Here is a 14,770-nt window from a genome sequence, read left to right as displayed (position 1 = left end):
TCGGTAATTGTTGACTGTTGACTGTTGACTGTTGATTGTTGACTACTGACTACTGACTACTGACTTCAATCTAAAATCTAAAATCTAAAATCTAAAATCGATTGACTCTTTTTCGTTTTTTGGGTGAGACTCTGCAAATCTGTAGAAATTTCCACAGGCGGCGAAATCGGGTTGTCAAGTTGGCGAGTTTCGGGGCGCAGACTGGCGACAGAAGCAGCAGTTCGTTTGGCGATATCGTCCAAACTTTCCTGGTTCTGCACTCGTGTGCCGTCCTTTACAACCAACTCCATTAATGGTAAGTAAGAATCGCAATTGTGAATAGTTTCTCCTGACAATCCCAAACAATCTCCGAGAATGTGTCCATTTTCAATATGTCTAAAAATTTGCTTTCTTCCTGGATATGTTACCTTGCCGCTTGCCTCTTTCATCACCGGAATTCCGTCAATTTCCACCAACTTATAAACACCGTTCACAGGGGAACCGCTGACCAACTTCGTTCCCAAACCGTAACCGTCAATGCAAGCGCCGCTACTTTTTAATTTAGCAATTTCTCGATCGTCCAAATCGCCACTAGCAAAAATTGGAACCCCAGGCAGGATCGATCGAACTTCCCGAGACAGCACCGCCAAATCGCCCGAATCCAGCCGCACGCCTTCCAACTGCATTTCACCGCTGTTTACTCGATCGGCCAACATCCGCGCCGCCGCCACAGTATCGTAAGTATCTATCAGCAGTGGCGCCCCCGGAAAATAGCGGTGAAAAGCTGCAAACGCCTGATTCTCGCTGCCTTCGAGGGCGGCAACAGCCATTACCAAAGCATGGGCGATCGTACCTACAGGTTTGCTGCCTAACTTCAAAGCAGCCAAAACATTAGAAGTTCCGTCGAACCCCGCAGCCAGGGCAGCCCTAGCAGCCCATACAGCAGCTTGAGGCCCAAAAGCCCTCCGCGTCCCGAATTCTAGCAATTTAGCCTCCGGGCCCGCCACATCGCGCAGCCGCGCTGCCCGCGTCGCAATCAAAGTTTGATAATTTATGGCATTCAATAAATAAGTTTCCACTAACTGAGCCTGCCACAGAGGAGCCTCAATTCGCAGCAGAGGCTCGTTGGCAAACACCGCCGTCCCCTCCGGCACCGCCCAAACATCGCCAGTAAAGCGGGCTGTGGCGAGTAAAGTCCAAAATCGTTCCGGGGCGCCAGCAAAAATCCCAGTGGACTGCAAAGCCTGAATTTGCGCCGGCGAAAACCGAAATTTTTCCAAATAATCGATAACTTGAGCCAAACCCATCGCGATCGCGTAGCCAAAACCCTCTGGCAGCCTGCGCGCGAACAACTCAAAACTCGCGGCCCGCCCGTCGAGTCCTTCCCCGACGTAACAAGCGGCCATCGTTAGCTGGTAGAGATCGGTCAAAAGGCTGTAATCTGCTGAAGAAACCGTCAGTTCCTGGTCTTCTAAGATTTCTTCAAAACCTGTGAGCTGCAGGCTTTCTGTGGTAGTTTTCATAAGAAAAACCCCGGACAAACTTCTTTTTCTTAATTATAGTGACAAACACCATATCTTTTTGTAAATTTTTGATAAAGATGGCAGATATTTGTCGGAGAAATTCGCTGATTATGCCCTTAAATAGCGGATTTCGGTTAATGGGTAGATTAATATTATGGTAAAACCCATATAAATACTTAATTTAACAAACTCAGGAATTAAGCACAAACACTCAAGCGTTGCGGGTTTTTTGCGAAAATATTTCGTTGCAGCCCTTGAATAGAGTTAGACAACGCGGTTTCTGAGCGTCGGAGGGCGATCGCGACTGCTTGAGTTTAGCAAGGAAAAATCTACCACCAAAAGGTCGATCGTCCAAAAATGCGTAATTTCTCAAAGCTTCAGCTTGCTTCGATGTTGCAGACTAATAAGTAATTCAAATAAATATTGCTAAAGTCATCCACCGCCCAAAAATCTGAGTAATATTAAAAGTATCAGAACTCAGACAAGAGAGGCAGATTCTATGAATCTTTCTAAATCTTTGGCAAACGCGATGCGTTACGTTTCGGAAGCAGCGGTGCGGATTTTTAGCCCCAGCGATGACAACTATCCAAATAGTGGAGTTCAACCTTTTGAGGGTAAGCTCTCCAAAAGTTCTAAATCGAAAGAATGAACCGCCCTTCCGGCAGTTTATAGCGAGCTCGGCACAGGCATTCAGTTTAACAGTCAACGGTTAACAATTAACTGTTGACTGTTAACTTTTGACTTGTGATTTTGACCGAAAGCATCCAGGATACCCGCCACGTGATTCATTCCTTTGCAGACTCAGGACGGAGAAATCAAAAACCTGTATCCGATAAGCAAGCCCCCGAATTTATCCGTGGGGTCAATGCTTCAATTCTTTAATCTAAAATCGATTGACTGTTAATAGTAATTGTAGGTGCGGTTTCTCTTAGGATCGCGAATTAAATAATTTACACAAGTTTGTGGGTTGGGCGGGACGCCCGCCCTTTCTGGACGGGCGGGCGTCCCGCCCTTTCTGGACGGGCGGGACGCCCATCCCACAAGAACCATCACGCATTGTAAGTTATTTAATTCTCATTCCTTAGTTCTACCCAACCTACAATTACCAATCACCAATTACACTGAACTTCCCCAATAGATAAAAGGTATATTCAGTGTAGAGTAAGCTTTTTAAAGAAAGATTCGGGCGCCCGGTTTACTGCGTATAAGTTAGAGAAACACAAGCAAAACTAGAACCTTTTGTTGCACTGGGGTTGGTTCACTAATTTTATCAAAAATCAAACTATATAGCAATCCTTGCAGGTGTCGTAAATGTTTTACCCACCTCATTGAACAAATCGCACCACATTTTAAGTTGCTACTTCGATACTTTAGAGTAATTCTACCCATTGACCAAAGTGTTTTTAGCTTAACTGGTGACCAATGTGTAGGCCCTGGCTGCGGGCGATACCTAGCCGAAAGTTCGGGTCATTCCCCCGTCTGAAGACTGGCTGTACGCTGGTCTTTTTGTTAGCTGAAAACTCTACTGTTAGTTAGGTCTTACGAGGGTTAATTGTCGTAAAGTGATTTTACAGGCAAGCTGCAAACAGGAGTGAGAACATTCAAGTAATTGCACGGAAGCTTTGAACGTTTGTTGGGAAATTGTTTGTGCCTCAATTGACTTGCAAGGAATTTCCCTTTCAAATACACCCCTGCTTACAGCCGCGATCGCACTCTCGAAAGGAATAGCTGATGCAGGTAAAACAAAACAAACTTTTCACTACTGAAGCGATCGATCGCTTATCTTCACCGGAACGCCTCGACCAAATGATGCAGGTGGTTAGTCCTCGATCGTGGCTGCCACTAACTGCAATTGGCTGTTTAGTTGCTGCTGCGGGGGTTTGGAGTGCGATCGGGCGAATTCCGCTGACTGTTTCCGGTCAAGGCGTGTTGCTTCTGCCCCGCCGAGTCGTGCAATTTCAAGCTGCTAGTTCCGGTCAATTGGTAAAGCTAAATATCAAGCCGGGAGATGTTGTTAAACGGGGTCAGGAAATCGGTAGAATTGATAAACTAGACCTCAAGCAGCAGTTAGAGCAAGAAAAAGCGAAATTAGCCCAACTGCAAGGGCAAAAACAAGATACTAATAAGCTGCAAAAACAGCAAATTGCCCTGGAATTAAAAACGCTAGAACAGCAGCAAAAAGACCTTCAAGAAAGCTTGAATAGGGAGTCAGTTGCACCGATACTGCACCAGCAAAGTATGGCGGCATTAGAGCAAAAACGGCAAAGTTTGGAAGAAAGTTTGCGCCGCGAACAAATTGCGCCGGTACTGCGGCAGCAAACTCTGACAGCATTAGCAGAAAAACGCCAAAGTTTGGAAGAAAGTTTGCGGCGAGAACAAGTTGCACCGATATTGCGGCAGCAAACTCTGGCCGCGATCGCCAAAAAACAGGACAGTCTTTTGCAGCGAAAACAGCACATCGCTTCTTTGGTGGAAACTTTACAGCAGCGGTTTGAAACTCGCCGCGTTCTTTACGAACAAGAGAGGGCGATCAGCGAGGATGTAATGCTGCAAGCGAGACAGGAATTCGCGGACTCTCAGATGCAACTGGCGGATATTGAAACGCAGTTAAAAGAACTCGACGTTCAGAAAACCAATAGCGATCGCGAATTCCTGCAAAATCTCAATAAAATTGACGACCTCAAAAACAGCCGGCAGCAACTCAAGGTAGAAGCTACCAATACCGAACGGGAGTACCTGCAAAATCTCAACCGCCTTAACGAAATTAAAAACAATCTCCAAGAACTTAAAGTTCAGAAAAGTAACACCGAACGGGAGTACCTGCAAAACCTGAATAAAATTGACGAAATCAAAACTAAGATTAAAGACATGGAAACCCAAGCGGTCAAACTAGCTCAACAAGATTTAGAGAAGTCGATCGCCCAAACAAATCAAATTCAGGAAGTTAAACGCAAGATTGCCCACTTGCAGAATCAGTTGACAGCCGACAGCAAAATTACCAGCCAATACGACGGCCGCGTTTTAGAAGTTAGCGCCGTTGCAGGTCAAATACTGAACATCGGTACAAGGATCGGGACAGTTGAATCTAAAAATTCTCGCGAAAAAATGGTCAGTCTTGTTTATTTTGCTGACAGAGACGGCAAGCAAATTAAACCGGGAATGACCGTACAAGTTACCCCTAGCGTCGTCAAGCGGGAACGCTACGGCGGCATTGTCGGCAAAGTAACCCAAGTTTCTCCTTTTCCGGTTACTAATCAAGATATGTCGTCAATTATCGGCAATGAAAATTTGGCTGACAGCATCGCAAAAAACATAGCTGGTGGCGGTGCTCCCGTGCAAATATTTGTGGAATTGCAGGAAGATCCGAACACTATCAGCGGTTACAAATGGTCTTCCTCGAACGGGCCTCCTCTCAAGATTTCCCCCGGTACTACTGCGCTAGTGCGGGTTCAAATCGGGCAGTTAGCGCCGATTTCTTACGTGATTCCTATTTTTCGGTCTTTGACAGGAGTTTATTAATTTAGGACTAAGGCTAACTGTCACACTCCCATCGACTTGTAGGGTGCGTCAGACGAAGTTGTAGAATGATTATCGAGGATTTCGGGTCTAACGCACCTTACTATTAAACCGACCGTCTCTCTTGTTTATATCGAAGTCTAGATCCCCCCTAACCCCCCTTAACAAGGGGGGGACAAGAGCAGTCAAAGTCAACCCCTACTCCCCAACAATCAGGGGGATTTAGGGGGATCTAGACTCGAATACAAGCAAAGTTTATTATGGATTTTAGCCTTATAACAGATGAAAATTCCCTGGATTGACAAGTTTTTTACACCGCGCAAATTAAGGCGAGTTCGTACTCCCACGCTGCTGCAAATGGAAGCAGTAGAATGCGGTGCTGCTGCTTTAGGAATTATTTTAAGTTACTGCGAACACCCGGTACCTTTAGCTCAATTGCGGAGCGAGTGCGGCGTTTCTCGCGATGGCAGTAAAGCTTCTAATATCCTCAAAGCAGCCCGAATTTACGGCTTAGATGCTAAAGGGTTTAAAAAAACTGTCGAAGAGTTGAAAACTGTACCGCCGCCTTTTATTGTTTTTTGGAATTTCAATCACTTTTTGGTAGTTGAGGGTATTAAGAAAAAGCGCGTTTACCTCAACGACCCCGCATCGGGGCCGAGGACTGTTTCCCTAGAAGAATTTAAGTCTGCTTATACTGGCGTTGTTTTGACTTTTGAGCCTGGGCCGGAGTTTAAAAAGGGTGGGAAAAAACCCAGTATTGCCAGTGCTTTAGATTCCCGATTGCAAAGTTCCCGTTGGGCGATCGCATTTTGTTTAATTGCTGGTTTATTACTGACTGTTCCCCGTTTGGCTGGCGCGGCATTTACCCAAATTTTTGTGGATGAAATTCTCGTCGAAAACCGTCACGAGTGGCTGCGACCTTTAATATTAGGAATGTTGTTTGCCGCTGCTATTCAAGGGTTGCTAGCGCGGATGCGGCTTTTCTATTTGCGGCGGCTGGCAAACAAGCTTGCGATTTCGATGTCGGGACAGTTTGTCTGGCATACGTTGCGCTTGCCTGTGGGATTTTACGCCCAGCGGTTTGCAGGTGAAATTAGCAGCCGCTGCCAAGTTAATGATAAGGTTGCTGAAATTTTATCGGGGAAACTTGCTGCAACTGCGATCGACGCAGTGATGATGGTTTTCTATGCGATAATTATGGTTATGTACGACTGGGTATTGACCAGTGTTGCCGCTGTTTTTGCGGCCTTAAACTTTCTGGCACTGCAATCTTTATCCCGCAGTCGCGTCGATGCTAACACCAGATTAGCTCAGGAAACAGGTAAGGTTGGCGGTGCTGCAATCGCAGGCATTCAATCTATAGAAACTGTCAAAGCTAGCGGTTTAGAATTCGATTTATTTTCTAAGTTTGCCGGGTACTATGCCAAAATGAGCAACGCCCAGCAAGAATTGGCTTTGCCCACTCAAGTATTGTCAATATTACCAGCATTTTTAACGGCATTAGCTGCAACTGCTATCTTAGTTGTCGGCGGCTTGCGGGTGATGAACGGCGGTTTGAGTATCGGGATGTTAATTGCCTATCAAAGTCTCACTCAGCAATTCCTCCGACCCGTCAACAATCTAGTCAATTTTGGCAGCACTCTGCAAGAATTAGAAGCCGATTTAAGCCGACTTGATGACGTTCTGCAAAACCCGATCGATCCAGAAGCAGATCGCGATTCTTTTAATAATGAAAACGGCCGCGGCGCGATCGCACCAGATGCTTTTCACCTGCAAGGAAGCATTGAATTGCGGAGTGTGAGTTTTGGCTACAGCCGCTTGGAAGCGCCGCTAATTGACAACTTGAACTTAACCGTAAAACCTGGTCAGCGGGTAGCGTTAGTGGGGGGAAGCGGTTCGGGCAAATCTACTATTGCCAAACTTGTGACCGGGCTTTACGAACCAATGAATGGCGAAATTTTATTTGACGGGGTTCCCCGCAATTTGATTCCCCGTTCTATCCTAGCAAATTCGCTGGCAATGGTCGAACAAGAGATATTTCTATTTGCCGGCACTGTTCGGGAAAATCTCACGCTTTGGGACCCCACAGTACCGGAAGCAGATTTAGTGCAAGCGTGCATTGATGCGGCAATTCACGAACTTATTTTGAATATGCCGGGAGGATACGATGCTCAACTCAATGAAGGGGGGACAAATATGAGTGGCGGACAGCGGCAGCGCTTGGAAATTGCCAGGGCATTAGTGAGGAATCCAGCGGTGTTGGTGCTGGATGAAGCAACGAGTGCTCTGGATGCTGAAACAGAGTTAATTATCGATCGCAATTTGAGGCGTCGCGGTACTTCTTGTATTGTGGTTGCTCACCGTTTGAGTACGATTCGAGATTGCGATGAAATTATTATGCTCGCAGGGGGGAAAGTAGTTCAAAGAGGCACTCATGAGGAGTTGCAAAAGCTGGGAGGGCCTTATGCTCGTTTGGTTGGGAATGAACAATAAACAGCAGAAATACAGTAGCCAACCCGGTAGTCCGCCAGGGAATGAATTCCCTGTCTAATAGCTAAAGTCCTCTGAAGAGGACTGAAATGAGCGATGGTTTGATTGGGCTATTCAGTGTTGGCTATAGAGTCTTAGCTATTCAGTCGGTTAAAACCGACTTTAGCTATGAGACGGGGATTTTAATCACTCCTAGGATCTGTGGATTAGCCCGATCGATACGATCGCACTGTCTTCTTTGAGGCAAGGCTTTAAACCCCTGCCGGACTTGATATTACTACTCGCAAATTACTAGCTATGCTCGATCTAAATCCTGTTAAGAAACTGCACCGAATTAAAGGAAATGAACCGCTGCTGCTGAATGACCCGCATCAGGTATGGATTGTTAAGTCGGGCGCGATCGCAGTGTTTGCAGGCAAGATACAAAGTGAGAAGCCTGCGGGCAACCGCCATTATATGTTCGGCGTCGGTGCCGGCGAGGCTTTGTTCGGCGCTGCTACCCCCCCCAACCAGGGCGGGCACGGGGGCACCGCCCCTACAAGGGGGGGAGAAAATTTAAAACCAGGTTGGGGACTTCTGGCGATCGCGATCGCCGAAACGGAACTGGAACCGATCGCGATCGCAGATTGTGCCGCTTTAGTTGCTGCTGGTGACAGCAAAACGCGATCGCTTGTGGAAGGGTGGATACAGCATTTGGGAGAACGAGTGATTCCCTACGGGATAGATGCGCTTCACGCCCCCGATGAAAAAGTTGCGCCAGAAACTGTTGTTTTAGCAGCCTCGCAGCAGATATCGCTACTTCCCGGTCAAATTCTGCGATCGCCTCCGGGAACAGTTGTCTGGGTGCGCGTCTCGTCGGGCGATGCGAGTGTCGGGGAATTGCAGTTAAATTCCGCTTCCCCAGCGTTTCCCCTGGCTGGGAATATTTTGCTGGTGGCATCCGGGGAAGTTGAGGTGCAAATTTTCTCAACAGCAGAGGTGGAAAATGCCGACTGGCTGCCCGCGAGTTTAGCTTTGCTGCACGAGTATTTTTGCTGCTGCTTGAACTTGCTGGTTTCCCAGCAAAAAGCAGAGGAATTTCGGCGCTTTCAGGAACGCGAACAGCTAAACCGCCAAGTAACTCAGACAGCTTTGGGAGATTTAACCGAGGTTTTGCATCCCCGGAAAACTGCCTTGTCTGAGGAAGGAACGCCGCTGTTAATCGCTGCTGGGGCTGTAGGTAAGGCACAAAGTATAACCGTCAATCCCCCGGCGGGTTCCGAAGATTTGAGTCGAGTTAAAGATCCGATGGAGGCGATCGCGCGATCGTCCCAATTTCGCACCCGCCACGTGCTGCTGGCTGGGGATTGGTGGCGGCAAAACTGCGGCCCGCTATTGGCTTATACAAAGTCCGAAAATCGACCTGTAGCTTTGCTGCCCGGTAAGGGATCTCGCTATACTTTGTTCGATCCGATCGACCGCACTCGCAAACGGGTAACTAAAGCAATCGCCCAAGAGTTGTCGTCAGAAACTCTCATGTTTTACCGGCCCCTGCCGCTATTGCTTCACAACGCTGCGGAACTGTTTCGCTTCGGGACGAAGGGCTACGAAAAAGACATCATCGTTGCTTTCGGGCTGGGGATATTGGGAACGCTGTTGGGGATGGTGACGCCGCAAGCTACCTCGATTTTGGTCAATGATGCTATTCCCGACAGCGATCGTTTGTTACTGTGGCAGTTAGGGCTGGTATTGTTAGTTGCGGCGATCGGACGGGCTGTATTTAGCATGGCCCAAACAATTCTGACCCTGCGGATCGAAAATGCTGCTAGTGGCACTCTCCAGCCGGCAGTTTGGGATCGATTGCTGAGATTAAAATCGGCATTTTTTCGCAGCTATTCATCTGGGGACTTGCTAACTCGCTTATTAGCAGTTAATCAAATTCGCGCCCAACTCAGCGGCGCGACGCAGCGGACACTTTTGAACGCGATATTTTCCCTGCTGAATTTGGGGCTGATGTTTATTTACAGCCTGCCGCTGGCTTTAGTCGGAATTGGTTTAACTCTTATCGCGGTTATAGTAACAGTTACATCGAGCTTGCTCTTAATCCCAAAAGAGCGGCAGATGGAAACAGGAGAAGGCGATATTAACGGGCTGACAGTAGAACTGATCAACGGAGTATCAAAGCTGCGGGTAGCGGCTGCAGAAGGGCGAGCGTTTGCAGCTTGGGCGAAAAAATATAGCCAGCAAATCAAGCTAAGAACAGGAATTAAACGAATTGACGACAGCGTTTCAGTATTTAATGAAGCGCTGCCATTAGTAAGTTCTATCCTGATGTTTTGGTTTGCAATTCAGTTCATGGAAAACCCTAAAACAGGAGGCGACGTACTGAACATGGGCACATTTCTCGCTTTTAATTCCGCCTTCGGAACCTTTCTTTCTGGCATCACAGACTTGAGCAATACCGTAACTGATATTTTAGGAATTGTACCGCTGTGGGAGCGAGCCAAACCGATCGTCCAGGGAATCCCGGAATCTGACCCGACAAAAGCCGATCCCGGCCGCTTGAAAGGTCAAATTACGATTGATCGCGCGACTTTCCGCTACCGGGAGGACGGGCCCCCAATTTTAGATGATGTCAGCATCAATATTCAACCGGGAGAATTTATCGCGATCGTCGGGCCGTCGGGTAGCGGTAAATCAACATTATTTCGGCTGTTATTGGGATTTGAAATAGCACAAAGTGGCACTGTTTATTACGACAATCAAGATTTAGCAGGCCTCGACGTTCAAGCTGTGCGGCGGCAGTTAGGAGTAGTGCTGCAAAACGGCAGAATTAATGCTGGTTCGATGTTTGACAATATTACCTGCGGGGCGATGGTAACGCAGGAGGAAGCTTGGGAAGCGGCGCAAATGGCCGGTTTAGCCGCCGATATCGAACAAATGCCGATGGGAATGCACACGGTTGTCAGCGAGGGCGGCACGAATCTTTCGGGAGGACAGCGGCAGCGGTTATTAATTGCCCGCGCAATGGTTGTCAAACCAAAGGTTATCCTGATGGATGAAGCTACGAGTGCTTTGGACAATCACACGCAGGCGATCGTTACTGAGAGTTTGGATAAGTTGAATGTGACGCGAGTTGTCATCGCCCACCGCCTGAGTACGATTCGCAATGCCGATCGCATTTATGTAATTGAAGCCGGCCGCTTGGTGGAATTTGGTTCCTTTGAGGAATTGGTAAAACAGGGAGGATTATTTGCTAGATTAGTGGCGCGGCAGATAGAGTAGGGATTCAAGGTAAAACCCTTATCAAGAACGGGCAAGATGCCCGTTCCACAAGAAATTCACTCTTTGTGGAACGGGCATCTTGCCAGTTCATAAAAGCCTGCTTAAAACTGGTGCAACATCTCAGTTACATCCGTTATATTCCGTACATTGATAGTTGCAGAACTGCTTATTGTTTTGTTAGCAAATCGGGCAACCACAACAAAATTAGCAATAGCAAGCAGGCGATAACTAAGCCAACGCTAAATATTGTTGTGCTGCCCCGATCGGGGGCTTGCTGCATCAGGTATAGTGGCTGTATTGCATTCATATTTTCTGTAGATTTGGATTGTTGTATTTGTCATTTTGTAACAAAAAAGCAATCGCAGAGTATACGATTGCTTTGCGAATTTTAGCCTCATCGATCGCGTTACAGTTGGCAATTACAAGTGGCTCATTACAAGCAACTCATTTCTTCTATCCGCGATCGAAATTCCTTAATGCTTCAAAGAATTCCATACTGATAGCGGGGCCTTTAAAATGAGGTCGGGGACTGTTGCTTGTGACCACAGGCATACCGGCAGCCCGAGCGCGATCGGCCATATTAGAATGACCACCCGCGATCGCTTCGAGATCCAAGTCGTTCAATTCTCGATCGGTTGAATTTCCCAATTCGGATGCTGTGAGTTTGGACGACTCGGACGGTAATTCTTGCAAAAAGTGATTGTTGCTTTCCATCAGATGTTTTCTCCTTGGATGTTTAAACTCAGCAGAAGCGCGATCGCTTCTAGTTACAAGCAGCTCATATCTTCCGTCCCAAATAGGACAGCGTTTCTTCAGTTATTTGGAAGACCGGACCCATACGCAACAAAAAGTCGGGCTTTGGACCGCTGGCTGTGATAGTACGGATACCGCCTGCGATCGCATCTAATTCCGTATCATTCAATTCTTGATTAGTTGAGTTATCCGGTGCGGATGCTGTGATTGCGGACGACTCGGAGGGTACTTCTTGCAAAAATCGATTGTTGCTTTCCATCAGATGTTTTCTCCTTCGATAATTAGTGAAATTTGCTTCCAAAAGCGATCGAACCAACTCCTAGCAAAGTTGGCTGCTATCCAGCCTTTTTACCCGCTATGTGGCTAGCAAAATCGCTAGCAAAATCCTCGGTCGAAATTCTCTCGGTCGGACCGTACCACTGGAGCCTACTCCAATTGAAAAACGTAAGACCGCCTGCGATCGCATCTAATTCCGTATCGTCCAATTCTTCAGCAACAGGATTGGCTGGCGACTGTTGCTGTTGTACGGCAGAATCTCGATCGACTTCTTGGCAAAACTGATTAGTGCTGTCCATCTGATTGCTCCTTTTGATTTCGGTGTTGTATTAAGACAAAGATTACCTACGGTGTTGGAGTCGCCGCACCGACTACAGCTCCAGAAATAGCTCCTTTTGCGGATTCCTTAAAGGGGTCTTCTCCTGCGAAAAGACCGCCGAGAAATCCACCTAGAGCACCTAGAACTGCTCCTATACCAGCTCCGATAACTCCTGCGCCAGCAACAGCCTCCAATTCACTGTCAGACAACTCGCCTGAAGTATCTGACTGGCTCTGATGCTGAGCAGTCACCGACTCCAGCCACTCAGAAACCTCTGTTGAGGAGAAACTGTAGCTTTTTTCTTTGCCCAGGGCTACCGCTTTATTCACTAAGCTTTCCCGATCCGTTACCGATTGGAACTGTAGCTGGAGTTCTGGATCTTGCGAGACTTCTTGAAAAAAATGATTGACGCTTTCAAATTCAAAAGACATGAGATTTGCTCCTAATTGAATTGTTAAGGAAGTAACTCCTTATTTGTTTTTTCCAGCTAGGCTAGTGCTGGCCTATGCGTAAATTTAGTTTAGGAAATTACCCAGCTAAAGTAGCTAGCTCCAAGTTTAGTTTTGAACCTATAAAAACAACAGAGCTTTAACTCACCTTTAGTTGAGGAGATTACCTGAACTTTTGGTTAGGTATCGAATATTCCACGGAACTATAGACTGGTAATACTCCGTTTCTGTGCAATGAGTAAAGCCTGCGTTCCATACCTCCGTAAGTCTTGTATAAGCAATGACAGCCTATATTTGAGGGCGACATCCAGCCAAAAGTTTAGGATTTTACCTCACAGAGGCTGAGTCGCCAACTGACTATTTGGCTAAGTTCATACTCAACTAAAAGCTAGAAGGTTTTTAGGGTTATTATCTTACGCTAAAAATAGTAAATCAACAAAAAAAACCATGAAATTCATTAAATTGTTTGGAGTGTCGGCTTCAATCGTACTATCGTTCTCCATCTTTCAGCAGCCGACCCATGCTCAAAAAGCAAGTACCTTTGCTACCAGTTGCACGGATTTTTCAATCAATGGCGCTCAATTATCTGCAACTTGTGACAAAAAAGATGGCACTAATCAGCGCACTTCCATTACCATTCAAGGAGTTCATAATAAAAATGGACAACTGGTACAAGGCAATATTGGGGAAGCAAGTACGTTCAACCGAACTTGCACAGACTTCGGTATTAATGGATCTCAAATTTCTGCCAATTGCCGCACATCTAGCGGTGATTATCGGCATTCTTCTGTCACATTACTGGGAATTAATAATAACGATGGCAAGCTAATGTATTAATTATAGGAGGATTGAGCGTTTCTAAAGTCCGATCGGCAATTGTGAAAGTCCTAACCCAAGAGTCGTATAAACAAAGGGCGATCGAGATGCAAGAGGCGATCGGGCGGAGTCAAGCGCGCCGCTGACATTATCGAACAAGCTGTATTGACTGGGAAGCCTGTTTTGGCTTCTAAAATCTAAAATCTCAGATGTGGAGTCAAATCTAAAATCTAAAATCTAACATCTAAAATCGACTGATGGCTCACGCACATCTGGTGTGAGGAGCAAATTTATGCTATGTTCGACTGCAAAGTTGACCGCAGGCTGAATATGCTCACTTTTCCTGGCGTTGAAGTCACAGAACTCATCTACGAAAGCGCAAACTCCCTAGTTTACCGAGCATTCCGACAACCCGACTGTCTCCCCGTCGTGATCAAAGTCCTTAAAGAAAATTATCCCACACCCCAAGAACTCGCCCGCTATCGCACAGAGTATAAAATTACACAATCTCTGAATCTGAGTGGCTGTATCAAAGCCTATGATTTGCAGCCATATCAAAACACGCTGGTGATGTTTGTTGAGGATTTTGGCGGCGAATCCTTGAAAATTTGGATGCAGCAGCAAAAATTTAGTATTGCAGAATTCTTGCGAATTGCGATCGCCACAACAGAAGGTTTACAACAAATTCACAGCGCCCACATCATTCACAAAGACATTAACCCTTCAAATATTGTCTTCAATCCAGCTAACGGACAACTCAAAATCATCGATTTTGGCATTTCTACGCAGTTGACGCGCGAGAATTACACCATCAAAAATCCCAACATTTTAGAGGGAACTCTTGCTTATATGTCGCCGGAACAAACCGGCAGGATGAACCGAAGTTTAGATTACCGCACGGATTTTTATTCCCTGGGCGCTACCTTTTACGAACTGCTGACATACCAACTGCCTTTTGACACTAACGATGTGCTGGAATTAGTACACAGTCATCTCGCTAAACAGCCCTTGTCTCCATCTCAGGTGAATCCTGAAATTCCGCAAATTCTTTCCGATATTGTGATGAAGTTGATGGGGAAAAATGCTGAGGAGCGCTATCAAAGTGCGATCGGCATTAAAGCGGATTTAGAAGAATGCTTAAATCAACTGCACAGCAATAACAATATATCCTTTTTTTCGCTAGGATGTCAAGATATTTCTGATCGCTTTCAAATTCCGCAAAAACTTTATGGCAGAGAGCGAGAAATTGATAGTTTACTAACAGCTTTTGAAACAGTCAGCAGTCACAGGCAAGATGCCTGTGCCACAAGCAGTCACAGGCAAGATGCCTGTGCCACAAGCAGTCACAGGCAAGATGCCTGTGCCACAAGCAGTCACAGGCAAGA

At 46.5% G+C, this 14,770-nt stretch carries 13 protein-coding genes; 6 read left to right on the top strand and 7 right to left on the bottom strand.

Features of this window, described 5'->3' with window-relative positions; genetic code table 11:
* Positions 1-77 precede the first annotated feature (77 nt).
* Positions 78-1,502 carry a nicotinate phosphoribosyltransferase gene (locus QUB35_RS20730; RefSeq protein ID WP_333143644.1) on the bottom strand — a complete coding sequence of 475 codons (1,425 nt, stop codon included), beginning with the start codon at positions 1,500-1,502 and terminating at the stop codon, positions 78-80.
* A gap of 211 nt (positions 1,503-1,713) precedes the next feature.
* Positions 1,714-1,875 carry a hypothetical protein gene (locus QUB35_RS20725; RefSeq protein ID WP_333143643.1) on the bottom strand — a complete coding sequence of 54 codons (162 nt, stop codon included), beginning with the start codon at positions 1,873-1,875 and terminating at the stop codon, positions 1,714-1,716.
* A gap of 126 nt (positions 1,876-2,001) precedes the next feature.
* Between QUB35_RS20725 and QUB35_RS20720 the strand changes: the two genes are divergently transcribed.
* The 4 genes from QUB35_RS20720 (at position 2,002) to QUB35_RS20705 (ending at position 10,772) form a co-directional block, all read left to right on the top strand.
* On the top strand, positions 2,002-2,151 hold the full coding sequence (locus tag QUB35_RS20720) for an isochorismate synthase (protein ID WP_333143642.1): 150 nt from the start codon (positions 2,002-2,004) through the stop codon (positions 2,149-2,151).
* Positions 2,152-3,233: 1,082 nt separating this feature from the next.
* Positions 3,234-5,021: an NHLP bacteriocin system secretion protein gene (locus QUB35_RS20715; RefSeq protein WP_333143641.1), complete on the top strand. Its 1,788-nt coding sequence runs from the start codon at positions 3,234-3,236 to the stop codon at positions 5,019-5,021.
* 279 nt (positions 5,022-5,300) lie between these two features.
* Positions 5,301-7,511, top strand: coding sequence for an NHLP family bacteriocin export ABC transporter peptidase/permease/ATPase subunit (locus QUB35_RS20710; protein ID WP_333143640.1), 2,211 nt, complete (start codon positions 5,301-5,303; stop codon positions 7,509-7,511).
* Positions 7,512-7,805: 294 nt separating this feature from the next.
* Positions 7,806-10,772, top strand: coding sequence for an NHLP bacteriocin export ABC transporter permease/ATPase subunit (locus QUB35_RS20705; RefSeq protein WP_333143639.1), 2,967 nt, complete (start codon positions 7,806-7,808; stop codon positions 10,770-10,772).
* Between the two features lie 166 nt (positions 10,773-10,938).
* Here the strand turns inward: QUB35_RS20705 and QUB35_RS20700 are convergent, their stop codons facing one another.
* The 5 genes from QUB35_RS20700 to QUB35_RS20680 form a co-directional block, all read right to left on the bottom strand.
* Positions 10,939-11,079, bottom strand: a complete 141-nt coding sequence (locus QUB35_RS20700) for a hypothetical protein (protein ID WP_333143638.1) — start codon at positions 11,077-11,079, stop codon at positions 10,939-10,941.
* Between the two features lie 146 nt (positions 11,080-11,225).
* Positions 11,226-11,486, bottom strand: coding sequence for a hypothetical protein (locus tag QUB35_RS20695; protein WP_333143637.1), 261 nt, complete (start codon positions 11,484-11,486; stop codon positions 11,226-11,228).
* 64 nt (positions 11,487-11,550) lie between these two features.
* Complete coding sequence (locus tag QUB35_RS20690; RefSeq protein ID WP_333143636.1) at positions 11,551-11,784, bottom strand: hypothetical protein; 234 nt, start codon at positions 11,782-11,784, stop codon at positions 11,551-11,553.
* A 76-nt stretch (positions 11,785-11,860) separates the two neighbouring features.
* Positions 11,861-12,100, bottom strand: coding sequence for a hypothetical protein (locus tag QUB35_RS20685; protein ID WP_333143635.1), 240 nt, complete (start codon positions 12,098-12,100; stop codon positions 11,861-11,863).
* 46 nt (positions 12,101-12,146) lie between these two features.
* Entirely contained in the window at positions 12,147-12,551 is a 405-nt protein-coding gene (locus tag QUB35_RS20680; RefSeq protein WP_333143634.1) for a Nif11-like leader peptide family natural product precursor, read from the bottom strand.
* 465 nt (positions 12,552-13,016) lie between these two features.
* Here QUB35_RS20680 and QUB35_RS20675 point away from each other — a divergent pair, with 465 nt between their 5' ends.
* Together QUB35_RS20675 and QUB35_RS20670 are read left to right on the top strand one after the other, a co-directional pair.
* Complete coding sequence (locus QUB35_RS20675; RefSeq protein ID WP_333143633.1) at positions 13,017-13,406, top strand: CVNH domain-containing protein; 390 nt, start codon at positions 13,017-13,019, stop codon at positions 13,404-13,406.
* Between the two features lie 309 nt (positions 13,407-13,715).
* Positions 13,716-14,770 (top strand): serine/threonine-protein kinase (locus QUB35_RS20670; protein ID WP_333143666.1); only part of this gene is annotated, 1,055 nt, incomplete at its 3' end.

It is taken from the genome of Microcoleus sp. B13-B6 (genome assembly GCF_036705405.1).
Taxonomy (GTDB): Bacteria; Cyanobacteriota; Cyanobacteriia; order Cyanobacteriales; family Microcoleaceae; genus Microcoleus.
Note: the sequence above shows the minus strand (reverse complement) of the source record. Positions and strands in the feature narration are given on the sequence as shown.